Raw genomic sequence first — 22,142 nt, forward strand, 5'->3', positions numbered from 1 at the left:
CGACGTGTTGACCGAACCGACGCTCGAGAAGCTGAAGAGCCTTCATCTGTACGTGATGGCGAACGCCTGGGTGGGGCAGCGGACTGACCCCGCGATCGCCGAGCTCGACTTCGATGGCCGCTTTGCGCTGCTCGTCGACGCCGAGCACATCGCCCGTGACAACAAGCGGATCGGGCGCCTGCTGCGCGAGGCGAAGCTGCGGATCCCGAGCGCTTGCCTGGAGGACATCGACTACACGCCGAAGCGGGAGCTCGACCGGGCCCAGATCCGCCAGCTCTCCTCGGGTCGCTGGATCGCCGACCACGCCAACGTGCTCATCACCGGGATGACCGGCGTGGGCAAGAGCTACCTGGCCTGCGCCTTGGCACACCAGGCGTGCCGCGCTGGCTTCCGTGCGCTCTACCGGCGCGTGCCGCGCCTGCTCGAGGAGCTTGCCCTCGCGCACGCCGACGGGACGTACACGCGCCTGCTGGGGCGGCTGGCGAAGATCGACGTGCTCGTGCTCGATGACTGGGGACTCGCCCCGCTCAAGGACCAGGAGCGCCGCGACCTGCTCGAGGTCTTCGAGGACCGTCACGGCCTGCGGTCGACAGTCATCACCAGCCAGATTCCTGTCGGAAAGTGGCACGATCACCTCGGGGACCCGACAATCGCCGACGCGGTCCTGGACCGCATCGTCCACAACGCGCACCGCGTCGCGCTGAAGGGCCCCTCGCGTCGCAAGGACAAGGAGACCACGGAGACCTGAACCCCAGACCCCGACGGACCAGCGTCGCTTCGCTCCGAGGGCGATCACGATGCGCGATCGCGGTGATCACGATGGCGTGATCTGCGTGATCACGATGGGCGGTCTCCGCACGGTCCGCGTTCCGCTCCTTGTCGAGCGGAAAGAGCGTGGCGAGGTGCGCGCCCGAGCGCGGGTCGACGAGCTCTGCGCTGGAGAGATCCCAGCGCGCGACACGAAGCCGGGGACGTTCGAGCACTCGGTAGGCCGAGGGAACCTCGAAGCGCACGCCCTCGATCGTGACCGTCCCGTCGCTCCGGCGCTGGTGGCGCGAGATCTCCATGCGAAAGGCCCGCCGCAGCGCCTCGGAGTCGGGGCTCGGGCGGCTCACGTCTGGGCCTTCGAGGTAGCGATCGAGCGGAGTCTTTTTGAGCTCGCCGTGGACGGTGCGGTGATACTCCTGCTCGACCCACGCCTGGGTCGCGGTGTTGAGCAAGTCGAGCGTGAGGTTCGGTTCGCCCTCGAGCATCGGCATGAGCCGCCCTTCGACGAGCGTCCAGAAGTGCTCTTGCTTGCCGTTCTGATGAGGGCTGTTCGGCAGCGTGAGATATTGCGCGATGCCGAGCCGCTCGAGCCCCTCTCGCATCTCGGCGGCCTTCATGGCACCTCCACGATCGCTGTAGGCGCCGCGCGGCAGCCCTCGCTTCTGGATCCCCTGGCTGAAGCCGTGCACGAGGTTCTCGGTGCTCTCGCAGTCGAGGTACCACTGGGCGTGGCAGCACACCCGCGAGCAGTCGTCGAGCAGGCCGAAGAGATAGGGTGTCTTCAGCTCCCCGCTGGCCGTGATGACCTTTCGCTTGCCCTCGTGGAAGTCGTAGTGCCAGAGCGCGTTGACATAGGCCAGCTCGTACGAGCGCGTCTCGCGCGGCACGATCTCCGATTCGACCGCCCTGCCTTGGCGCTTCCTCTGGATGCGATACATGCCGTGGGCCTTCATGAAGCGGCGCACTGTGGTGTAGCTGGGCACCGGGTCGAGCGCGGGGGTTGTCTTTGCGAGCGCGACGAGGTTGTCGTGGTGGAGCTGCCAGGTCCAGCGCGGGTGATCGCGATACTGACTCTCGATCGCGGACGCGACCGCTGTCGTGATTCTCGGCTGCGAGCCGGCGTGCTTCGGGACCTTGCGCGCGAGCACGCTGATCGGGTCATCCGCGCTGCGCGCCGCGTAGTACATGCGCTCGATGGTCTTGGGCGAGAGCCGGATCACCGAGCCCTTGGTCGGGTGTCGCCAGGACTTCGCGGCGAGCTCGGCGATCCGACTCGCGAGCTCGCCGGGCTCCGGCGGAGAGGCGAGCAGGTGGCTGATGATGGAGAAGCGCATCCGCGCCCAGCGCAGGCGCATGGGCGCCTGGTCGTCGTGGCTCATCGATTCCTCCTCCGGATCGAAAGGCGCAGACGGGCCCTTGGCGGGCGCGCGCGCGTCCGGTGCTCGTGGCTCATGAGGTCTCCTGCGCGGTCGGCGAACGGACCTACCGGGCGGGGAAACCCTATCTCACCGCGGAATCCACGCCGAATGACATCTTCTGCGTGGCGCCGTGGTCATGCGATGTCCCTCAAAAAACGTGATCCATCGAGGACCGAGCCCGTCGTGAGCGGCGCGAGCAGGTGCAGCATCGTGCGCATCTGCTCGTCGGCCGTGCCGGTGAGCCGCTCGATGATTGACCTTGGGATCCCGCCGACATCGACGCCAACGAGACGGACGCGGATCGCGAGCAGTACCTCCTTCGCGAGGAAGGGGCCGCGCCACCAGGTGAGCCATCGGCGCGTCGTTCTTCGCGGGACGCCGGTCGGCTGCGCGCTGGCGGCGCCGACCGCCTGCGCGGCAAGGCTCGCCACGATCACGACGACGCCGAGGTACACGCGCCGGCCGAGGAATCGAAGCGACGGGGGCGTCGCGCGCCGCCGGCACCCCTCGCGGCCGCAGCAGAAGCTGAAGCGGACGAGGAACGCCTCGCCCTCCGGCGCGATGAGCGCGCCCCGCGGCTTGCGGGCGAAGTTGCCCACGTGCAGCGGGCCCCCGCACGCCGGGCACCGGCTCGCCGCCACCCGTCGAGCGATCGCCCGGTCCAGGGCCTCCAACGTCGCGAAAAACTCGCCCTTGAGCGTGAATTGGTCGAACATGGGCTCCTCCGTTTCTGGCAACTCGGAGGCGAGCCCCCTCGGAGGACTTCGACCAAGTTTTCTGAGGGGGCTTCGTTTTTCGCCCCTCAAAGAACGCGCTCAGGATGGCGCCCGGGGACCTCCATCTTGCCGGCGCTGCTCACCGGATCCGTGTCGTCGTCCCCGTCCCCCCAAATGGCTTGGACTTTTTTTTGCAATACCAGCAGCGCCGCCGCCTCGGCGAGGGCCTTGTCCTTGCGCCGCAGCTGCCTCTCCAGCTCCCGAACGCGCCGTGACGGGGCCGGGCCGTGACCTGCCTTCGCCGGCCCGCCCAGCGCCTCCAGCGCGGCCTTGCGCCACTCGGCGAGCTGCGCCTCATGCAATCCCTCGCGGCGGAGATACTCGCCGAGCTCCCGCTCGGAGAGCGCCGCCGCCTCCGTCATCGCGCGCAGCTTCTGCTCCGGGGTCCAGTCCTCGGGGCGGCGAGCGACGGCAGGGGGCGGAGGCGCGGAGCGGCGAGCGTCGTCGGACATGGGCGCCACGCTACGAGCATCGCGAAGCCAGCGCGAGAGCGTCGTCTGATGCACCCCCGTCTCGGCGGACAGCGCCACCGCCGTCGGTCCTCCTGGAGCGAGAAGCCGCTGGACGATTTTTCTTTTGAAGGATTCTGAGTACTCTCTCACCTCAAAGCCTGTCTCCGCTCCCCGACAACGGTGGCCTGATCCTCCGTAAGCGGATCAGACCGGGCGGTCGGGTCGGGGGCCGGCGCGGTGGCTGTAGGATCGGGGAGTCGCTGTGTCCGGCGGCTTTCGCGATGGTGCCGGTGCCTCAATCCGTCCTTGGCTCCGTTTCCGGCCCCCGCCACATCGAACCGGACAGGCGGATTTCCCGCATCCGGCTCGCCGCGGAGGCGTCATCCTCGCGGGGTTATGGGTCCGCTCGACTGGCGCGCGCTGCCTGCAAGGGCGTACGAGAGCCGATAGTCCGAGAACAGACCCCAGCTTCCGTAGATGACCTCGCGGCTCCACCGCTTCCAGCCGAAGCCCGTTCGCTTCTGCCGTCGCGACACGAATCTTCGTACCTTGCATTCGACCAGGTAGCGGACCTTGTCGAACGCCTGCCGAGCGTTGCCCACGCGGAAGTAGTTCACCCAGCCGCGGACCACGCTGTTGACGTGCGCAACCGCGACCGGTACGGGCGAGGCCCGGCGGATGCGGAGCACCTCGCCGACGGCTCGGAGCACCTGGGTGACCTTCTTCGCTCGGGGCGTCAGCAGTGGATATCTCGCCCCCGTCCGCAGGCTCCGCGTCCATCGGAAGTCGAAGCCCAGGAAGGTGAACACGGCGTCGCGGTCGCTCAAAGTGACCACCCGCGACTTCTCCGTGTTGAGCGACACGCCGATCGCCTCCGCCTCCTCGCGGATTCGTTCCAGCGCGCGGTCGGCCCATGCCCGCCCGCGGGGCGAGTCGGGCGCAAGCACGACCATGTCGTCGAGATACCGTACGTACGTCAGCAGGGCCTTCCCTCGGTTCAGGGCATGATCCAGCTCGTTCAGCGCGACATTCGCCAAGAGTGGTGAGAGCGGCGATCCCTGGGGAACGCCGCGCTCTCCCGTGCGCACGAGGAACTGCTTGATCAGCGCGAGCATCTCGCCATCGCAGACCCTCCGCGCCACCTTCGCCAGGAGCCGGTCGTGCCGGATCGTGTCGAAGTAGCGGGAGAGGTCGACGTCGACGACCCGGTGCTGTCGCCGCCGCAGCCCCTCGCGCACCTCCTTGAGCGCCTGATGCGCGGAGCGGCCGGGACGTGCCCCGTAGGAGCTGTCCGAGAAGTCGGCCTCGAAGATCGGCTCGAGGATCATCCTGACGGCGGCCTGGACCACGCGGTCTCGAATCGTGGGAATCGAGATCACGCGGACTTTCTCGCCCTCCTTGGGGATCTCTCGGCGTCGCAGCGGTGCGGGACGGTACGTGCGGCCCCCCAGCTCCGCGGCGAGTCCCTCAAGGAACTCGCCGCGGCCGGCGGCCTCGATCTGCTCGAACGTGACGCCGTCGATCCCGGGCGCCCCGCCGTTGCGGCGGGCCTCCCGGTAGGCGGCCTCCAGTGTCTCGAGCTTCGCGAGGTGCACGTACAGTCCCCAGAAGCGGTGGTCGGGCGCGGACTTCGCCCGCAGGCCTATCCTCGATCGGAGCTCTTGCAGTGTGATCGTGGGCTTTGTCATCCCGCGTGCCTCGCTCCTCCCTTGGAGTGCCACCGGCAGGGCCCCTTTGCTCCACGGGCATTACCCCGCTTCATCGCTACTACGAGCCCATCCGCCAGGCGCTCACCTTCGCCGAGCTTCGCCTCGTCGGCTCGCACGGCTACCTTGCTTCCGCGGTTTTTCTCCGCGGGGTGAGACGCCCTTCCCTGTTTCCATCCATGGCCTTGCGCGCGTGCCGCCGCCCTCTACCCCGCCGGGCGGGCTCCTCGCGGGTCGGTTTCGGGGAGCCCTGCTGCCTTCGCCGAAGTTGTGACGGCTCGGCACCCGGAGATTTCAGTTGACGGGGCCTCAACCGGGCGTTCACGCCTCGTTGCGGCCCGCGCGCTCGCTCACCCCGCCGTGCGGGGCTTTGTCGGTGGGCTTCGCCCGCGGGATCTCCCCGTCGGGCGCCACCCAAGCTACGCGGCTTCGACCTTCTGCCGCTTCGGGACTTTCACCCTATGGTTCCATGGATACCTCCAGGCATCACACAACTTCTCTGACACGGGGGCAACCGTGCACGCCCGCGATGGCCATCAAGCAGCTTGCTCGGCGGACCATCAGCCAGCCTGAGCGTCAACACCTCGCATCGCGCCGCGAATCTACGGCGACTGCGCGGACCGCGCGAGGATGGGGTCTACAGAACGCATACACGCGACGTGCGGCGCAGACAGCTTCAGCACCGCCGTCGTCAGGCTCGGGACTTCGACGCCTGCGTCCCCGCTCCGTCGCTCCGTCATCGCACCGCGACTCTACGCACGGGGCCGCCCTCCACAAGCACGCTTCGGAACGCGCTCTGCGGAGCGGCTACCATTCAGGCGCTCGACGCCATCGACCAGCTCTTCATGCGGCACGACAGGTAGGCGCTCGCCCGGCGAGGCGCCGGGCGAGCTCGCCACGATGGCGAAGATGGCAGAGGACGTCGGCGAGTAGGTCGCCAGCTCCCCGCTATCCCCAGCGACGCACGCTCACCCGGCGACGGGACCGAGGTACGCAGACAGCTATCGTTCACGAAAAGCACTCAGCTCAGCTTCGAGCCCGTCCAAGGTTCGCAAGAACTCGGGCAACGCGGCTACTCCGCCGCTGGTCGGCACTTGGGCGCGCAGCCATGAGACCGCTTCTTCGCGCCGCTTGAAGAGCCGCGCTGGATGTGTCGAGCGTGAGATGAGATGGATATTCGTCGCAGCGCCCAGGAACGCCGCGGCGATGAAGCTGGGCGATTCAACCACATTCGCCGAAATGATAGACATCAGAGCCGCCGCGCGCGACAGCGAGACGAGCTCTCTTCGCACGGCATCGTCAACAAGCGCCCTTAAAGTTCCGCGCCGCAAACGATAGACTCCCAGATTACCGACTCCACGCGGATATTGACTGCAGACAAGCTCCATGATCTTGCGCAGCTCTCGCACGGTATCGAGGGTGAATGCCTCCCCAAAAACGGACAAAAGAACGCCTCGACGTTCAGCGACTACGCACTCACGCCGCAGCACGTGAACGATAGTATTTTCCGCCATTAGACCACTCCATCGTTCCTAGCGTCAGACGGGACTATAAGGTTCATGACCCGTTGGGGGGACAGTGCCTCAAAGTATTTTCACCGTGCCTGGCTACCCCTCACAGCCGAGCGAGCCGGCCATCTTCGCGCAACACCCAGGGGGTTGAAGCCGAGTACGCCTCGGTTCCGGCTATGGGCAGACTCGGCGCATCCGTGAGCTGGTCGAGCCCTTTGTCTCGGAGCTGCATCCCATGTTCGGTGAGGCGGTACACCCTCGAGAGCATCGGGTGGCCAAGTGGCTTCGGGCCAGGAGCGCACTCGACGGCGGCGCCTAAATCGTGATTTGCCCATTGCTCCAGACGATCTTCCAGGAACAGATCGCCTGTACAGGAGAGGAGATGCCACAGGTGCATTCGCGTTTCCGATTTGTGGACGGCCAATGCCAAGGCGGTCTGCCACTCAGACGATAGGAGGGCAAAGACAATCTCGTCAAATCGGCTGAGACGCAGACATCCTTCTGCGGTCTTTCTTGGGAAGAAGCACGAGAGAAGCGCCCACGAGGGAGCGAGCTCTGCAAAGCCCTCGACACCCGTGATGCAGCTCTCGACGAACGGTAAGGGGTTCTCGTCGACGTAGCTCTCCCAGAGTCGGATGGCACGTTCGTAGCGATCCCCCGACCAAGGGCGCGCCTTGCTAAGGCGGTCCAGGAGAACCTCGTCAGCATGATCAGACACCGACTCGGAACAGGTAAATGGACGAGTCAATACCTCACGGCTCGCTGCTCTCGATGGTGGAGCTGGTTCAAAATCGAGAATAAAGATGTCGTGATGCGCGAACCCCAAATAACGCAACCAGCTACAAGCCCTCCAGAGGTTCACCCGCTCGTGGATACTTGCCGACACCCACAAGACGACGGGCGGCTCCCAGCGAACGTCCGACGAATAGAGCCGATCCCATTTTTCGCCTGAATCATCGGTATCCGAACGTTCCTCGGACACAGAAAACCACGCCTCACGCGCCTGGGCATGCTCGCTCGGATCCCGGCGACTCGGCCCGATAATTAGGCAGTCAGATGCACGCACAACGTTAATCGCACCCAGTTGCACCAGACGCTCTATCGTTGGCGTATCGAAGGCAACATGAGTCGCCGCACGGATGAGGGTTGCTTCTGCCATGATCAATAGAACCCACACTCATAACATTGACTAAACTTGTACGGATCACCTTTGAAGCAATTGTCCTGACAGATGGCACACATAGTCTTTCTCCCTTCAACCAGACGCGTACATGGATAGCCCTTTGCGATGCAATCCTCGTACATCAAGGTGCATTTGTTGAGCGGCGTGCACCCCGCCATCAGCTCGAACGATTCGCTGCCTACCTCTTCGTCGCCTGGTCCGAGATAATCTCCCGCCCCTACGGATTCTGTCGGGTTTCCAGCACCCGCGCTTCCCGGCTCCACTGTGTCACAAGTGTAGGACAAGTCGCATGCCGACACGAGCATCGCTGCCAGCCCGCCGCAGAACACGAGCGCACTCGCCTTCTTCAAGCCGTCTCCCATGTTTTCCTCCCCTTTCCGGATGCGCGCACCGTTCTTCCACTGGAAGGCGACGTCAACGGTGATCCAACCCGCAGTTATGTCCACACTGTCAATGCGCCTGCGACGGGGGGCGCGGGGCGCCTCGCCCGATCCAGCGCTCAGGAAGCGCTCGACTTCACGCTCGCCCCCCGGCGTCCGTTCGCCTTGATCGGCGCGGCGCGGAAGGCGCGGCGGTACGCCTGCGGGCTCGTGGTCACGAGCCGCTGGAAGTGCTCGCGAAAGGCGGTCGGCGAGCCGAACCCGACCCTCGCCGCGATCGACTCCACCGAGTGCCCCGTCGTTTCGAGCAGCTGCTGCGCGCGGCGCACGCGGGCCCGGAGCAGCCATTGGAGCGGCGTGGTGCCGGTCTGCTCGCGGAAGCGGCGGTTGAGCGTGCGCACGCTGAGGGCCGCGCGCCGCGCGATGTCCTCGAGCGTGAGCGGCTTGTCGAGGCTCTCCTCGATCCACCGCAGCAGCGGCTCGAGCGACGAGCCGTCCGGCGCGGGCGGCTCGTGGAGGATGAACTGCGACTGCCCCCCGTCGCGCTCGAGCGGCATCACCGAGAGCCGCGCCGTGTCCGCGGCCACGGCCGAGCCGTAGTCGAGCCGCACCATGTGGAGGCAGAGATCGAGCGCCGCCGCGGCGCCCGCCGACGTCAGAAACTGCCCCTCATCCACGTAGAGCACCTTCGGGTCGACGCGAATGGCCGGGTGGCGGCGCGCGAGCTCGTCCGTCGCGAGCCAGTGGGTCGTGGCGCGGCGCCCGTCGAGCAGCCCGGTCGCGGCGAGGATGAACGCTCCGGTGCAGATGGAGGCGACGCGGGCGCCCGAGGCCGCCGCGGCGCGGACCGCGTGCAAGAGCGCCTCCGGGACCGGGACGCTCGCCTCGGCGACGCCCGGAAGGATGATGGTGTCCGCTCGCGTCAGCTCGTCGAGGCCGCAGCGCACCCGGAGATCGAACGCTCCGGCGCTCACCTCGCGCGTCACCCCGCAAACACGGACTTGATACCCGGCCCGACCCCCGGGCAGCCGGACACGCCCGAACACCTCGCAGGGCGTCGACAGGTCGAAGGGGACGACCCCGTCCATCACGACCACAGCCACGACGTGCATGGCTGAAAGATGCTTGATTATCCACTTCATGCCAACGGTTTTATGATCCGGCGCGGATCCGGGACGTCGGACTGGCCAGAAGTCGTCGAAGATTGGCACGAACGCCCCTCGCGGGACCGTACCGGCTGTGCCATATCCCGGCCGTGCCATATGCCGAGCGATGACGGCTTGATGCCACTGGCATCCGGGGCATCCCCTCGTTTGCGAGCCCCTCCGACCGTCTCACGTCTCGGAGCCGTCGTGGTCATCCCGAGAAGGCGAACCGTGAAGAGCGCCTCGCGCCGCGCCATGGAGCCCCCCTCATGCCCGCCTACCAGATTCTACGGTTGATCAAGTTCTTGGGCGTCATCCTGTACGCGGGCGGCCTCATTGGCAGCTTCGTCGCCACGGTGCACGCCGATCGCAAACGCGCCGTCCACGCCGTGGCCTCCCCAGGGCTGGTCGTCACGTGGATCGCGGGATACCTGATGACCACGCAGCTGCAGATTCCTTTGATGGAGCTCTGGGTCATCGCAGGGCTCGTCCTGTCGCTGGTCTCGCAGCTCGCCCTCGTTCGCAGCGTCGCGCGCGACCGGCGCACGCTCGGCGCGTTCGTCTCGACCTTTGCCCCTCTCTTCGTGGTGCTGCTGATGATGGTCTTTCGGCCCACCTGGTCTGACGTCCGATCATGAGCGCGCTTCGCACCCTGCGCGTCGTCGGCTTCCTGGAAGGGCTGTCGTTCCTGGTCCTCCTCACCGTCGCGATGCCGCTCAAATACATCTTCGGCCTGCCGATCGCGGTCCGGATCGCCGGCAGCGGCCACGGGCTCTTCTTTCTCCTCTTCGTCTCCGCGCTGTTTCGCGCGGCCACCGAGCGCGACTGGCCGCGTCGCCGTTCGCTCATGGCGCTCCTCGCGTCGCTCGTACCGGGCGGGACCTTCGCGCTGGATCGGACGTTGAAGCGCGAGATCGAGGGCGACGCGGGGACTGCGCCCCATGGCTGACGCCACGGCATCGGGCCTTTTGACGATGGCCACGTCGCCCGCCGCGAGCGCGGGCCCAGCCGGGGCTACCCGCCGCGCCGGGTGCTCTCGGCGGCAAGGTCGATGACGCCGGCCGCGTCGTAAGCGGCCGAGGTGTGGCGCCCCGTTCACGCGTCGCGTCTCGCGCTGCGATTTGGACGGAAAATCCGCATGGATCGGGGAGGTACGAGCTTTGCTCCCGCCGCCGTCATGAGTAACTGCTTTCGTTCGCTGGTTCTCGTGGGGGCTCCTTTCATCTTCGTCGCGGGCTGCGGCGGATCGGACGGCGACACGATCGCCGAGCCCACCGAGGCGCCGGCAACCCCGTCGACTCCGGCGGAGGTAGACACCACCTATGAACAGATCGGGCGCGGCTGCGGCGACAACGGCTCCCTCGTTCGCTCGCTGACGCACGTCCCCGCGCTCACCACCAACAACCTCTGGATCGCCCCAGACAACGACGCCGCCGGCCTGGCCGCGTCCAAGGACGACAATGGCTGGGGAGCGAGCGTCGGCGTCTACGAGCTCGGGTTCGAGTCGAGCGGGGACAACATGGAGAGCCACTCCGCCGAGCAGGCCGCACGATGCGACGCGGTCAGCGAGATCTTCGACCCCGCCGGGGACGCCGCGCGGCACCGCTTCCTCAACGTCCTCGTCTACGCCGGCGATCACCCGCACGCCGAGGCGATGCCCGCCGAGGGGCTCCCCGCCGCGGTCGAGGCGCCGGTCCGCCTGAAGGGCTATCTGGACGTGGCCGCGGGCACGCGCGAGGAGATCGAAGACGGCGTCGTGTACCGGGACGCGCAGCACCAGTACCTGCCCATCTACGTTCGCTGCGAGCAGCCCATGAAGATCACCTACGAGGAGCGCCTGTTCTCGCGCGAGGAGGTCGAGGCGCTGAAGATCGACACCCGCATCTGTCGCCCCGTCGCCGAGGACGGCTACGGCTGCCTCTCCGAGCGCCCGCAGCCGATCGAGGGTGCGTGCACGTTCGTGGCGGCCGACGCGAAGTACGTGACGACGAGCGGCGAGGAGCACAACATATCGCTCGGTGGCCGCATCGAGCGCGGCGAACAACTCAGCTACAAGATCACGGTCGACCGCTTCGCCTTCCACTGAACGAGGGTCCTCGGTCTGCGAGGCCGATACCGGCGAGCAGAGTACTCGGGCATCGCTGACGACCGCGGCTCGGCCGATCCAGCGGTCCAGCAGTCCAGTTCGGCGGGGTCGGTGCTCGCGAGGAGGCGCTCCCGCACGTCGGCGGGGAGTTCCAGGCTGCGGGCCTCAAGCAAGGCAAGGACGCGCACCGGGGCCGTCGATGCCGGCCGCCGCTGGATCAACCGGGGAGCGCGGCGGTCAGATCCAGCTCGACCAGCTGACCGGTGAAGCCGAGCGAAGCGACCCCGAGCAGGGTGCTGGCCGTACCGAAGGCCGCGCCGAGCGCCGAGTCGTTCAGTCGCTGCCACACCGCGCCCAGCACCTGGTCGTCGTCGCTGACCACGTAAATCACCGAGCGCACCACGTCGGTGGGCTGCGCCCCGGCCGCGTTCAGGACGGTCAGCGCGTTCGCTGCCACCTGGTCGGCCTGCGCGAGGTAGTCGCCCGCGCCGACCACGTTGCCGTCGAGGTCGAGTGGGCACTGGCCGGCGAGGAAGGCCAGCCGGCCTGCCTCGACGATCGTGACGTGGTGATAACCGGGAGTTTGGTGGACGTCGGGCGGGTTGATCTTCACCAAGCGCATTGAGGGGGAAGGAAAAGCAAAACAATTCGAGATGTCAAGGGCCGTGCGCATTGTTGGCTGTGAAGGCGCACGACGAACTCAGGATAACCGATCACGCAGGTTCCACGTCGAGCCCCAGATCGCCGAGCGGCATACGCGGCCGCGGAGAAGAGGAGAAGGCCGCCGAGGACGGCGGCAGCGCGTCTCGGAGGCGATGCATTTCGCGCGACCTACGACGCTGACCCGAGCCCGAGCGTCTGCTGGATCATCGCTTCGATGGCCTCGAACGGCTGCGCACGGCGAGCGGCCGCCGCGGCCTGCGCGTCGGCGCCAACGGGTTGCTGGAACGGCGTCTCCGGCTCGTGCACCGCGCGCCAGATCGCCTCGACAACGAGGCTTCCGTCCGGCGCCGGTGCGGCCTTCTGGAACGAGCTCATCGCCGACGCGAAGGCGTCCATGTGGGCCTGGTAAGGAGATCCGAAGTGACGCGCCGATCCCAGAGCCTTGCGCAAGATCTCCGTCGTTGGAAAGGCGCCGGGCTCCACGACCCGCACGCGGACGCCGAACGGCTTGGTTTCATGGTAGAGGGCTTCGGACATGCCCACGAGCGCAAATTTGGTCGCGGCGTAGATGCCATCCCCCGGCAATCCGAGGAAACCGGCAACTGAAGACACATTGACGATCACCCCCTGTCTTCGGGCGCGCATCGAGGGCAGCACCGCCCTGCTCATCCGCAGCGGACCGAAGAAGTTCGTCTCGAACATGCGGTATGCCTGAGCGTCCGACGTTTCCTCGACCGTGGCGCGCAGGAAGATCGCCGCGTTGTTGACCAGCGCGTCGAGCGGGCCTGCCGCCAGCACCTGGGTGACACCGCGCTCGACGGCCACGTCGTCGGTGACATCGATCACGACCGGCGTCACGCCGAGCTCTCTCAATATGCCGACGGTTCTTCCGCTCAAGTCACGCACGCCGGCGAACACCTCGTCCCCACGAGCTCGGAACGTCTTGGCTGCCTCGAAACCGAACCCGCTGCTGCACCCGGTAATCAATACCCTTGCCATGGAATTCCTTTCTCATCGTGACCGGCATTGTCCAGCAAGCCGCCGACGGTCTGACACCCCTCGAAGCTGAATCAGAAGCAAGCCCGCGCCGCCGCGCGCCCAGGTGCCATGGAGGGTCTCATGCGCTGGCGTCGCGCGATGGTGAGCGTCCGCCGCCACTTCAGACGTGGCCGCCTTGGCCAAGCGGTTCGGCAAGGTCGATCCAAACGGAAGCTGTAGAGGCGCGCTGAGCACCTCTCGGATCGCAGGATCGTGGAGCGATCGAGCACCGGAACCCGGCGGGGAGCAGCTACCCAGAGACAATAGCCCCTCAGTGGCATTTGTCAAGAAGGCGCGTTTTTTCTCGCGAGCGCTCCTCGCCGGCAGACGAACCGGGGCGCGCCTCAGGAGGAAACGACCGAGCCGGCGCTCATTGGGGCGAGGTGCCGCTCCCACCGCGGCCGAACTCGCGCGCGAGCGTCCTGAAGGCCTCGTCCACGAGCTCAGGCAGGTCCTCGGTGGCCCCGCGCGCGATCCACGCGTCCATCGTGGATTGCACGACCGCCATCGCGCAGCTCGCCAGCACGCGCGGCGCGAGATCGTGCCGCGCGTCCAGGCCCATGCGCTCGGCCAGCGGCTCGCAGATCTCCTCCCCGCAGTGTCCTAGCCGCTCGCGCTGCCTCGCGCGGATCGCCGGCGTCCGCGCGACGAACTGCTGGATCAGGGCGAAGCGGGGCAGATCCCCCTCGTGGAACTTCACGATCGTCTTGACGGCGTTTCGCAGCGCCACGACGGGCGGCTCGCTCCGCGGGCGCGCCCGCACCGCCTCGCGCGCCGCCTCGATGAACTGGTCCATCCACGCGATCACGAGGTCTTCCTTCGACTCGAAGTAGCGGAAGAACGTCCTCCGCGAGACCTCGACCACCCCGAGCACGTCATCGAGGGTCGTCTGCTCGTAGCCGTTCTTCAGGAAGAGCTCGATCGCGGTCTCGATGATCTGCGCGCGCGTGCGCTCCTTCTTGCGTTCCCTGAGCCCCGAGGGGCCGGCCTCCTTCATGCGGGCCAAGGTACCACGCACACGCTTCGGGTGCTCCTCCCTGACAAACGCTACTGAGGTGCACATTGTTCTTCGCGGTGCCCCGCCGTGGGTCGAGGTGCGGCTGCCTCGCGGGCTGCTCCTCGCGGACTTCTCAGCCCTGTCAGAGAAGACCGCGATCAGGCGGTCGATGGCTTGCCGGTGTTGACCGCCAATTGAGCGTCGAAGGCTCGCCTGTAGGCGGGCCGCGCTTCGCCGCGGGCGACATAAGCGGCCAGGTTTGGGTACTCGTCCAGAATGCCCGATAATTTCAACCTGAGCAGCACCGACACCATCATCAAGTCGCCAGCGCTGAACGCACCATCGAGCCAGCCGGCATCGCCCAGGCGAACGGAAAGCTGGCCGAGCCGAGCGCGGATGCGGTCCTCGACCAGAGGCAGGCGCTCCGCATACCAGGGCTTGTCGCCCTCCAGGATCCTGGCGGTTACGAGCTCGAGAATCGGTGGCTCTACCGTGTTGAGCGCGGCGAACATCCATGTGATCGCGCGCGCCCGAGCATTGGCATCGTCCGGCAGCAAGCCCGCATGTCGCTGGGCGATGTGAAACACGATCGCCCCTGTCTCGAACAGCGCGAGATCGCCTTCCTCATAGGTCGGAATCTGGCCGAAAGGATGAAGCGCCAGATGCGCGGGTTCCTTCATCGCACGAAACGAAACAAGGCGAACCTGGTAGGGTTGGCCCGCTTCCTCGAGCGCCCAGCGAACACGCGTGTCACGCGCCAGTCCCTTGCCACCATCGGGTGAGCGTTCAAAGGCGGTAATGGTGATGGTCATCGAGAGGCTCCTCCTTGGCGAAAATCATAGACCGCGGAGGCAGACCTTTGCAACCATGGCCGAGCGCTTGCCATGAGACGTGAGGACGCGCCTCGGATGCAGCCCGGGTTCCGGCCGGTCGCGGCCCTGACGGACGGCGACGATGGCGCCGAACATGCTATAACCCGCCGCCAGGCCCTGCGACGCAGCGGATCGCGACGTTGACCGGACATGGAATGAATCGAGGGAACGAATGAACGGAGGAGACCAGATCGCGAGGGGCGTCGGAGCGATCGTAGACTCTGGCGCGCTCGCCAACGCAGCAACGATGGTTTGGCGCGACGGCAAGGTGGTTCAGCGCGCGTCTCTTGGGTGGCGAGACCTGGAGGCCAGGCTGCCCCTCGAGCATGACAGTCTGTTCCGCATCGCGTCGATGACGAAGCCGATCACCTCGACGGCGGCGCTCATGCTGTTCGAGGAGGGGCGCTTCGCGCTGACCGATCCGATCGCTCGCTGGGCACCGGAGTTCAGAGACATGCGCGTCCTGCGTTCTCCCACGGGCCCGCTCGACGAGACCGACCCGGCAGAACGACCGATCACCTTCGAGGATCTGCTGACGCACCGCTCGGGACTGACCTACGGGGCCTTCCATCGTGGACCCATCGCGGAGGCCTATGGGGAGGCGCTGGGAGGCGACATCGACAGCCACGTGGCGCCCGATGATTGGATCACGCGGCTGGCTGCCTTGCCGTTGCTCGACCAGCCGGGGGCCACCCTTCACTATGGCCACTCGACCGATCTCCTCGGGTTGCTCATCGCACGCATCGAGGACGCGCCGCTCGGCGACGTGCTCAAGCGCCGGATCTTCGATCCGCTTGGCATGGCCGACACCAGCTTCATCGTGCCACGTGAGAAGCGGGACCGGCGAGTCAAGAACTACGGGTTCGATGGTTCGGGCCGCCTCTCCGCGCGCCTCACCTGCCCAGGCGACTCGACGGTTCCTGAACGGCCCGATGACATGGACTATGTCTCCGGCGGCCAGGGGCTGTGGTCGACGCTGGACGACTATCTCGCGTTCGCGCGCATCTTCCTGGGAGCAGGCGCCGTGGATGGCGTGCGTATCCTGCGGCCCGAAACTCTCGTCTTGATGACCTCCAACCGCCTCACGGAGCAGCAGCGCGCCACGGCTGAAGTGGGAGGCATGCCGCTCTTCCGGGGCGGTCACGGGTTCGGGATGGGCGTCGCCGTGGTGCTCGATCCGAAGAAGGCCGAGCCCACGGTGTGTGGGGGCCGCGAGGGCGCAGTCGGTTGGCCAGGCGGCTTCGGAGGCTGGTGGCGCGCGGACGCCAACGACGACTCGGTGCTGATCTTTCTGGCACATAACATGGTCGAGCGCGACCAGCTCAGCAGAGGCATCGGCTTGGGAGTCTACGAAGCCATCACCCAGTTCCAGGCCCTGGCGTCGGCCGACGACCGCCGACGACCTCATCACTCAGCAGCCGGCTAACAATCCGTCGCGGCTGACGGGGACGCGCGCTGACGCACGCATCCCCGCAGCCGAACGGCCAGACGTCAGGCCGCTCACGCGCCGGAGTGCTCGACCTCCTTGCCTGTGCTGCAGCGAGCAGCCGCCCGATGATCTCGCGGGGATCAGAAGCTGCGCGCGGTGACGGAGGCGGCCGCGCTCTCCGAGCGGGAGCTCGGCGAGCTCCTCGGCCGCGCCCATGGAGCTGCCGGAGCAGGGCGCGAAGATTTTTTTCGAGCGACCGATGATTTCTCCGCGGGCGGGGGGTCCATGGAAGAAAAGGAGGACAATTTCATGTCCCACAAGCTCTTCGTCAGCCTGCCCATCAAGAACCTCGATCGCACCGTGGCGTTCTTCAAGGCCCTCGGCTTCACGTTCAACCCGAACGTCACGGGCGAGAAGGCCGCCTGCATGCTCATCGGCGAGCATGCCTACGCGATGCTGCTCGTCGAGCCGTTCTTCAAGACGTTCACCAAGAAGGAGCTCTGCGACACCGCGACGCACGTGGAGGGGGCCTTCGGGCTCTCGTGCGAGAGCCGTGCCGAGGTGGACGCGATGGTGGCGAAGGCGCTCGCCGGCGGCGGCAAGGAGGCGGGGCCGCCGGAGGACCACGGGTTCATGTACAGCCGGAGCTTCGAGGACCTCGACGGGCACCACTGGGAGGTGGTGTGGATGGATCCGACGGCCGGGCAGTAAGCCGCACGGATCTCGGCGGAGGAGAAGACACTCCCCGCGTTCGTGCGCCCCTTCACGTACCAGGAGAGCTGGCTGCTTCGCAGAACCATGCCTCGCTGCTCCGACGCGCCCAGGCAGCCCGATCCGCGCGCTTGACAATCAATAAGCCACGGCTTATACGTCGTGGATGCAGAGCGCGGCCGTGGTCGAGGACAAGATCTTCCAGGCGCTGGCGGACCCCAGCCGCCGGGCGATCTTCGAGTCGCTCACGCGTGGCGAAGCGGCCGTGAAGGACCTCACGGCGCGCTTCGACATCTCGCAGCCGGCGATCTCGCAGCACCTCGCCACGTTGAAAGACGCCGGCCTCGTGAGCGGCCGGCGCGAGGGGCGCTGTGTCTACTACCGGGTGGAGCCGCGCGGGCTGAAGCCGCTCGTCGACTGGATCACGCACTACCGTGCCTTCTGGACGGAGCGCGTCGATCGCCTCGAACAACTGCTGGAGAAAATGGACGAATGAACCCCACCGACACGACCGCCCAATCGCAAACCGAATCCATTTCGTTCGAGTTCGATCTGAAGCACTCGCCGGAGAAGGTGTGGCGCGCGCTCACCGAACCGGCGCTGCTCGCGGAGTGGCTCCTGCCCACCATCGGCCTCCAGCTCGAGCCAGGGGCGGCGTTCACGCTCAAGACGCAGCCGTACCCGGGCTGGGACGGCACCGTGAATTGCCGGTTCGTCGAGATCGAAGCGCATCGGAAGCTCAGCTACACGTGGAGCGTCCCCTTCCTGGAGACCGTCGTGACCTTCACGCTCACGCCCACGGCGTCGGGCACGCGCCTGTCCCTCGTGCAGTCGGGCTTCAAGCCGGACCAGAAGCAGAACTTCGCCGGCGCGCGCTACGGCTGGAAGATGATGGGCGGGAAGCTCGTCGACCTGCTCGAGAGGGTCTCATGAGCCGGGCGAGGCTCGTGGCCTACTGGGTGACCACAGGCCTGGTCGTGTCGTCCATGGTCTCGGGCGGCGTGGCCCACGTCCTCCACGCGCCAGCGAGCGTCGACGGCTTCGTGCGCCTCGGCTACCCGCTGCACTTCGTCACGCTCCTCGGTATCTGGAAGATCCTCGGCGCGCTCGCGCTGCTGGCGCCGAGATTCCCGCGCTTGAAGGAGTGGGCGTATGCGGGCCTCGTGTTCGACCTCACCGGCGCCGCCTTCGCCTGGGCCGCCGTCGGCGCCAGCGACTCCACGAGCAACGCTGGCCACATCATCGCGCCGCTCGTGGTCCTCGCGCTGGCGGTGACGTCGTGGGCGCTGCGGCCGGACTCGCGCAGGTTGCCGGAACCCCTTCACAGACCGTCGGTGTTGATGACATGATCGCGAACATGGCCTCCTCCAAGCAGCACGCCGCAGACAGACAGCAAGCCGCAGACAGCCACGATTTGATCCGGGTCCAGGGCGCCCGGGAGAACAACCTCAAGGACGTCAGCGTCGAGATCCCCAAGCGGCGGCTGACCGTGTTCACCGGCGTCTCGGGATCGGGCAAGTCGTCGCTTGTGTTCGGCACCATCGCGGCGGAGTCGCAGCGGCTGATCAACGAGACCTACAGCGCGTTCGTGCAGGGGTTCATGCCGACGCTGGCCCGGCCCGAGGTCGACGTGCTGGAAGGGCTGACGACCGCGATCATCGTCGACCAGGAGCGGATGGGTGCCAACTCCCGCTCGACGGTCGGCACCGCGACCGACGCCAACGCGATGCTGCGGGTGCTGTGGAGCCGCCTCGGCAAGCCGCACATCGGCTCGTCCAACGCCTTCTCCTTCAACGTCCCGTCGGTCCGCGGGGTCGGGGCGATCTCGATCGAGAAGGCCGGCGGGAAGAAGACCGAGAAGCGCGAGTTCGTGGTCAACGGAGGCATGTGCCCGAAATGCGAGGGCATGGGATCCGTCTCCGACTTCGACCTGTCCCAGCTCTACGATGACAGCAAGTCGCTCAACGAGGGTGCGCTCACCATCCCCGGTTACTCGATGGATGGATGGTACGGGCGCATCTTCAACGGGTGCGGCTTCTTCGACCCGAACAAGCCGATCCGCAAGTTCACGAAGAAGGAGCTCCACGACCTGCTCCACAAGGAGCCGACCAAGATCAAGGTCGAAGGCATCAACCTGACCTACGAAGGGCTGATCCCGAAGATCCAGAAGTCGATGCTGTCCAAGGACGTCGACGCGATGCAGCCCCACATCCGGGCGTTCGTGGAGCGCGCGATCAAGTTCTCCACCTGTCCCGAGTGCGGCGGCACGCGGCTCAGCGAGGCTGCCCGGTCCTCGAAGATCAAGGGGATCAACATCGCCGACGCCTGCGCGATGCAGATCAACGACCTGGCCAAGTGGGTGCGCGATCTGAACGAGCCGTCCGTCAAGCCGCTGCTGGCGACGCTGCGGCACACGCTCGACTCGTTTGTCGAGATCGGGCTGGGCTACCTCAGCCTCGACCGGCCGTCGGGCACGCTGTCGGGCGGCGAGGCGCAGCGCACCAAGATGATTGGCCACCTCGGGTCGTCGCTCACCGACGTCACCTACGTCTTCGACGAGCCGACGGTGGGGCTGCACCCCCACGACATCCAGCGGATGAACGAGCTGCTGCTGCGGCTGCGCGACAAGGGGAACACCGTCCTCGTGGTCGAGCACAAGCCGGAGACGATCGCGATCGCCGACCACGTCGTCGACCTGGGCCCCGGCGCCGGCACCGCCGGCGGCGAGGTGGTCTTCACGGGCACCGTCGACGGGCTGCGGGCGAGCGGCACGCTCACCGGGCGTCACCTGAGCGACCGGGCCTCCCTGAAGCGGTCGGTGCGGAAACCGTCGGGGGTGATGAAGGTGCGCGGCGCCCGCGCGCACAACCTGAAGAACGTCGACGTCGACATCCCGCTCGGCGTGCTGGTGGTGGTGACCGGCGTGGCGGGGTCGGGCAAGAGCTCGCTGATCCATGGCTCGGTGTCCGGCCGTGACGGGGTGGTGTCGGTCGACCAGACCCCGATCCGTGGCTCGCGGCGGAGCAACCCGGCGACGTACACCGACCTGCTGGAGCCGATCCGCAAGGCGTTCGCGAAGGCCAACAACGTGAAGCCCGCCCTGTTCAGCGCCAACTCCGAGGGTGCCTGTCCGACCTGCAACGGCGCGGGGGTGATCTACACCGACCTCGCGATGATGGCCGGCGTCACCACGGTCTGCGAGGACTGCGAGGGCCGGCGGTTCCAGGCGTCTGTGCTGGAGTACCGCCTCGGCAAGCTCAACATCGCCGAGGTGCTCGATCTGTCGGTCGCAGAGGCGGTCGGCTTCTTCGGCGCTGGCAAGGGGCATACGCCGGCCGCGCACGCGATCCTGCAGCGCATGGCCGACGTGGGGCTCGGCTACCTGCGGCTCGGCCAGCCGCTCACCACGCTGTCGGGCGGCGAGCGGCAGCGGCTCAAGCTCGCGACACACATGGGCGCCGACGGCGGCGTCTACGTGCTCGACGAGCCGACCACCGGGCTGCACCTGGCCGACCTCGAGCAGCTGCTCGGGCTGCTGGACCGGCTCGTCGACTCCGGCAAGTCGGTCATCGTGATCGAGCACCACCAGTCGGTGATGGCGCACGCCGACTGGATCATCGACCTCGGGCCGGGCGCGGGCCACGACGGCGGGCGGATCGTGTTCGAAGGCACCCCGGCCGACCTGGTGGCGGCGAAGTCGACGCTGACAGGCGAGCACCTGGCGGCGTTCGTCGGAGGCCAGCCGAAGGCCGCTCCGTCTCGCCAATCTCGCTGAGCGAGCCCGCGTTTTCCGTGGGCGCGTGACGTGCTACAATGCTCGAGCAGCTGCTCGGGCTGCTGGACCGGCGCGGGCCACGACGGCGGGTAGTGGTCGTATTTGCCCGGAGAGAGCTCACATGAAGGCGGGAAGGCGGGAAGAGAGTGGCTGCCCGCGGCAGGTTCATCGGCGGCGTGTTCGTTGGCCATCCCTGCCAGGACCTGAGACGGGCCCGACTAGGGTTTGTACGTAAACCGGGCGCGGATCGCATCGTCGCGCAGGAGGGTCACGCAGTCGAGGCGTACGCCCGGCGGCAGCCGCGGCGCGAGCTTGCGATAAAGGACCTCGGCCATGCGCTCACTCGAGCTGTTGAGGTCCGCAAACTCGGGCAGATGGTTCAGCGTCTTGCCATCGAACGACCTGATAGCGTCGGCGAGCAACCGATCGAGCTCGTTGAAGTCCATGACCCCGCCGATCGCGTCGAGCCGTTCCGCCGACACCTGGGCGTGGACCTGCCACCTGTGGCAGTGCAGCGGCTCGTACTTGCCGTCGTGCAGCCGCAGCGCGTGGGCGACATGCAGGAGGCGCTCGATCGTGAGCTCGTACATCTCGGTCTCCTCGGTTGAGCGCCCCCCCGGGCGCGATCCGCTCCCGACGCCCGCCAGCACATCGGCCACGCGCGCGACCGCGAGGTACACGTCCCCTCGCCGGCGACGATCATAGCGCCGGGGCAAGAGATCCGCTGGCCCGGCCGAAGCCTCCGCCGGCGAACCTCGCAGCAGCCGTCTTCGCGACCGCAGTCGCCTCCGCGAACGGAGCAGCCGCCCGCGTGATCAGATCATCCGTCTCCGGCGGTGCCATGTCGGGGGTACCCGCCCGGAACGGCCGGTTCCGGCGCGCGCTCCATGGCGAGCAGAATCGCCCGCACGCTGGGAAGTTCATGCGGGCCCATTGCATGGATAAATTGTTGATACAGCGTCATTTTTGAGGGAGGAAGCGGATCGCGGAAGGAAACCCTGCCTCGTGCTGGATCTCGCCTACCCCCGCTGCCTCACGGCGGGCGGCATTCGGGACCCGACGTACAGTATCAACGGAACAAGGCAGACGCCGCTCGCCGCAACCATGGCCCGCCGGGCGCCCAGCCCTGCCGAAGGCGCCGGTGGTAGATGGACGGGAGGTACCTCCCCTTGACATGGGACGGCATCTCCGCTCGCCTCCGAGAGGAGGGTAGCCATGGGGATAGCTAGACA

At 67.1% G+C, this 22,142-nt stretch carries 22 protein-coding genes; 10 read left to right on the forward strand and 12 right to left on the reverse strand.

Features of this window, described 5'->3' with window-relative positions:
* The first annotated feature begins 4 nt into the window (after positions 1-4).
* Complete coding sequence (gene istB, locus WMF12_RS32730) at positions 5-748, forward strand: IS21-like element helper ATPase IstB (RefSeq protein ID WP_437851705.1); 744 nt, start codon at positions 5-7, stop codon at positions 746-748.
* 1,572 nt (positions 749-2,320) lie between these two features.
* Here the strand turns inward: istB and WMF12_RS32735 are convergent.
* The 7 genes from WMF12_RS32735 to WMF12_RS32765 form a co-directional block, all read right to left on the reverse strand.
* A complete protein-coding gene (locus WMF12_RS32735; protein WP_437851707.1) occupies positions 2,321-2,902 on the reverse strand; it encodes a hypothetical protein in 582 nt (193 codons plus the stop codon).
* 86 nt (positions 2,903-2,988) lie between these two features.
* Positions 2,989-3,414 carry a transposase gene (locus WMF12_RS32740; RefSeq protein ID WP_437851709.1) on the reverse strand — a complete coding sequence of 142 codons (426 nt, stop codon included), beginning with the start codon at positions 3,412-3,414 and terminating at the stop codon, positions 2,989-2,991.
* 380 nt (positions 3,415-3,794) lie between these two features.
* Positions 3,795-5,102, reverse strand: coding sequence for a group II intron reverse transcriptase/maturase (gene ltrA / locus WMF12_RS32745; protein WP_437851711.1), 1,308 nt, complete (start codon positions 5,100-5,102; stop codon positions 3,795-3,797).
* 1,019 nt (positions 5,103-6,121) lie between these two features.
* On the reverse strand, positions 6,122-6,634 hold the full coding sequence (locus tag WMF12_RS32750; RefSeq protein WP_437851713.1) for a hypothetical protein: 513 nt from the start codon (positions 6,632-6,634) through the stop codon (positions 6,122-6,124).
* A gap of 100 nt (positions 6,635-6,734) precedes the next feature.
* Positions 6,735-7,790 (reverse strand): DUF1835 domain-containing protein, encoded by a 1,056-nt coding sequence (locus tag WMF12_RS32755; RefSeq protein WP_437851715.1) that lies wholly within the window; start codon positions 7,788-7,790, stop codon positions 6,735-6,737.
* A 2-nt stretch (positions 7,791-7,792) separates the two neighbouring features.
* Positions 7,793-8,260, reverse strand: a complete 468-nt coding sequence (locus WMF12_RS32760; protein ID WP_437851717.1) for a hypothetical protein — start codon at positions 8,258-8,260, stop codon at positions 7,793-7,795.
* A 53-nt stretch (positions 8,261-8,313) separates the two neighbouring features.
* The gene (locus WMF12_RS32765; RefSeq protein WP_437851719.1) at positions 8,314-9,306 is read right to left on the reverse strand and encodes a GlxA family transcriptional regulator; all 993 of its coding nucleotides are present in this window, start codon (positions 9,304-9,306) and stop codon (positions 8,314-8,316) included.
* A 302-nt stretch (positions 9,307-9,608) separates the two neighbouring features.
* Here WMF12_RS32765 and WMF12_RS32770 point away from each other — a divergent pair, with 302 nt between their 5' ends.
* The 3 genes from WMF12_RS32770 (at position 9,609) to WMF12_RS32780 (ending at position 11,425) form a co-directional block, all read left to right on the forward strand.
* On the forward strand, positions 9,609-9,977 hold the full coding sequence (locus tag WMF12_RS32770; protein WP_272095241.1) for a hypothetical protein: 369 nt from the start codon (positions 9,609-9,611) through the stop codon (positions 9,975-9,977).
* A complete protein-coding gene (locus tag WMF12_RS32775; protein ID WP_437851721.1) occupies positions 9,974-10,288 on the forward strand; it encodes a DUF3817 domain-containing protein in 315 nt (104 codons plus the stop codon). The genes WMF12_RS32770 and WMF12_RS32775 overlap by 4 nt, the downstream gene beginning before the upstream one ends.
* Before the next feature lie 258 nt (positions 10,289-10,546).
* Complete coding sequence (locus tag WMF12_RS32780; RefSeq protein WP_437851723.1) at positions 10,547-11,425, forward strand: hypothetical protein; 879 nt, start codon at positions 10,547-10,549, stop codon at positions 11,423-11,425.
* A 217-nt stretch (positions 11,426-11,642) separates the two neighbouring features.
* Here WMF12_RS32780 and WMF12_RS32785 read toward each other — a convergent pair whose 3' ends face one another.
* From WMF12_RS32785 to WMF12_RS32800, 4 genes are all read right to left on the reverse strand, one after another.
* The gene (locus tag WMF12_RS32785; RefSeq protein ID WP_437851725.1) at positions 11,643-12,047 is read right to left on the reverse strand and encodes a RidA family protein; all 405 of its coding nucleotides are present in this window, start codon (positions 12,045-12,047) and stop codon (positions 11,643-11,645) included.
* Between the two features lie 209 nt (positions 12,048-12,256).
* On the reverse strand, positions 12,257-13,087 hold the full coding sequence (locus WMF12_RS32790) for an SDR family oxidoreductase (protein ID WP_437851726.1): 831 nt from the start codon (positions 13,085-13,087) through the stop codon (positions 12,257-12,259).
* Positions 13,088-13,496: 409 nt separating this feature from the next.
* Positions 13,497-14,123, reverse strand: coding sequence for an acyl-CoA-like ligand-binding transcription factor (locus WMF12_RS32795; protein WP_437851728.1), 627 nt, complete (start codon positions 14,121-14,123; stop codon positions 13,497-13,499).
* A gap of 158 nt (positions 14,124-14,281) precedes the next feature.
* Positions 14,282-14,935: a glutathione S-transferase family protein gene (locus WMF12_RS32800; protein ID WP_437851730.1), complete on the reverse strand. Its 654-nt coding sequence runs from the start codon at positions 14,933-14,935 to the stop codon at positions 14,282-14,284.
* A 232-nt stretch (positions 14,936-15,167) separates the two neighbouring features.
* Between WMF12_RS32800 and WMF12_RS32805 the strand changes: the two genes are divergently transcribed.
* The 6 genes from WMF12_RS32805 to WMF12_RS32830 all read left to right on the forward strand — a co-directional run bounded on the left by WMF12_RS32805 (position 15,168) and on the right by WMF12_RS32830 (position 20,910).
* Entirely contained in the window at positions 15,168-16,421 is a 1,254-nt protein-coding gene (locus WMF12_RS32805) for a serine hydrolase domain-containing protein (protein ID WP_437851732.1), read from the forward strand.
* Positions 16,422-16,733: 312 nt separating this feature from the next.
* Entirely contained in the window at positions 16,734-17,135 is a 402-nt protein-coding gene (locus WMF12_RS32810; RefSeq protein WP_437851734.1) for a VOC family protein, read from the forward strand.
* A gap of 166 nt (positions 17,136-17,301) precedes the next feature.
* Positions 17,302-17,631, forward strand: a complete 330-nt coding sequence (locus tag WMF12_RS32815) for an ArsR/SmtB family transcription factor (RefSeq protein WP_437740608.1) — start codon at positions 17,302-17,304, stop codon at positions 17,629-17,631.
* On the forward strand, positions 17,628-18,068 hold the full coding sequence (locus WMF12_RS32820) for an SRPBCC family protein (protein WP_437851736.1): 441 nt from the start codon (positions 17,628-17,630) through the stop codon (positions 18,066-18,068). The genes WMF12_RS32815 and WMF12_RS32820 overlap by 4 nt, the downstream gene beginning before the upstream one ends.
* Complete coding sequence (locus WMF12_RS32825; RefSeq protein ID WP_437851738.1) at positions 18,065-18,484, forward strand: DoxX family protein; 420 nt, start codon at positions 18,065-18,067, stop codon at positions 18,482-18,484. The genes WMF12_RS32820 and WMF12_RS32825 overlap by 4 nt, the downstream gene beginning before the upstream one ends.
* 8 nt (positions 18,485-18,492) lie before the next feature.
* A complete protein-coding gene (locus tag WMF12_RS32830) occupies positions 18,493-20,910 on the forward strand; it encodes an ATP-binding cassette domain-containing protein (protein ID WP_437851740.1) in 2,418 nt (805 codons plus the stop codon).
* A gap of 218 nt (positions 20,911-21,128) precedes the next feature.
* Here the strand turns inward: WMF12_RS32830 and WMF12_RS32835 are convergent, their stop codons facing one another.
* Complete coding sequence (locus tag WMF12_RS32835) at positions 21,129-21,500, reverse strand: 6-pyruvoyl trahydropterin synthase family protein (protein WP_437851742.1); 372 nt, start codon at positions 21,498-21,500, stop codon at positions 21,129-21,131.
* Positions 21,501-22,142: the final 642 nt, after the last annotated feature.

Source organism: Sorangium sp. So ce363, assembly GCF_051520435.1.
In the GTDB taxonomy this organism is placed as follows: Bacteria; Myxococcota_A; Polyangia; order Polyangiales; family Polyangiaceae; genus Sorangium; species Sorangium cellulosum_B.